Genomic DNA, 1,270 nt, shown 5'->3' with positions numbered 1-1,270 from the left:
CAGCCGGGCCAGCACGAAGGCCGCGCGGGCCTCCTCCAGCCCGTAGCCCAGCGCGCCGAGCCGGTCCTGAGCCGACGCCAACTGCGCCTCGGCTGCCTGATGTTCACCCCGCGCCGCGCGCACCAGCGCCTCCGCGCGGTCCAGGACGGCCAGCACGCCCCCGCGGTCCAGCCGCAGGGCGTGCGCGCGGGTGCGGTTGATGAGCTCCTGCGCCTCCGCGGGCTCCCCGACGCGCACCAGCGCCTCGGCGAGGTCGCCGTGCCAGCGTCCGCGGGCCGGGTCGGTGATGCCCATGCCCTGCTCCAGCTCCCGCACCCGGCGCAGCGAACGCACCGCGCCCGCCGCGTCCCCGGACACCAGCTGGGCGTAGCCCAGGGCGGCCAGGGCGCGGGAGAGGTACATCTGGTCGCCGTCCACCTCGGCGTGGTCGGCCGCCTCGCGGGCCAGGGCCAGCGCCCGGTCCACGTCGCCGCCGGACGCCTCCGCGAGGGAAGCCAGCATCGCCGAGGCGCCCTCGCCGATCCCGGAGTCCCGGGCCAGCCGCAGGCTCTCGCGGGCCAGGTCCAGGGCCCGGCCGCAGTGGCCGGTGCGCAGTTCGGTGTCGGCGAGGAAGCGCAGGAAGTGCACCTCGCTCTCGACCATGCCGCGCCGCCGCGCCTCGCGCAGCAGGCCGGTGATGGTGGTGCGGGCCTGCGGCAGCTGGTCGCTCATCAGCAGCCAGCGGAACCGGGCCATGCCCGCGCCGTTGTGGTGGCAGGCCACGTAGGGGTCCTGCGGTTCGCGCAGGGCCCGCTTGACGGTCGCGGCGGCGTCCGGGTGGCCCATCAGGGTCTCGGTGGAGGACTGGAAGGCGAGCGCCATCAGCTCGGTGCGCCGGTCCTCGCCCCGGGCGGCCAGCTCCGCCGCGTGCGCGGCCTCCTGGCGGGCCTTGTCGAAGTCGCCGTGCACCACCAGCTCCCGCCAGGCCAGCTGGTAGTGGACCAGGGCCAGCAGCTTCGGGTCGTCCCCGGCGTCGGCGAGGACCTGCGGGAAGACCGCGTCGACCTCGCCGAGGGCCTGCCCGGCCGCCTCGATGACGACCATCCAGGCGCGCACCCGCTCCGCGGGCACGCTCGCCCGGGTCAGCACCTCGCGGGCGATGTCCCGGGCCAGGTCGGCCTCCCCGGCGATGATCGCGTCCTCGGCGGCCTGCAACCGCCGCTCGTCCGGGCCCGGCGCGCTGCCGCCCGGGGTGTGCCGGGCCGCGAGCAGGCCGAGCGAGGCGGCGACG

At 77.4% G+C, this 1,270-nt stretch carries 1 pseudogene; it reads right to left on the bottom strand.

Features of this window, described 5'->3' with window-relative positions:
• Window positions 1-1,270 (bottom strand): annotated as a pseudogene (locus G3I53_RS29145) (helix-turn-helix transcriptional regulator); the annotation flags it as partial.

The organism is Streptomyces sp. SID14436 (genome assembly GCF_010548465.1).
In the GTDB taxonomy this organism is placed as follows: Bacteria; Actinomycetota; Actinomycetes; order Streptomycetales; family Streptomycetaceae; genus Streptomyces.
This window is presented reverse-complemented; position numbering and strand designations above follow the sequence as displayed.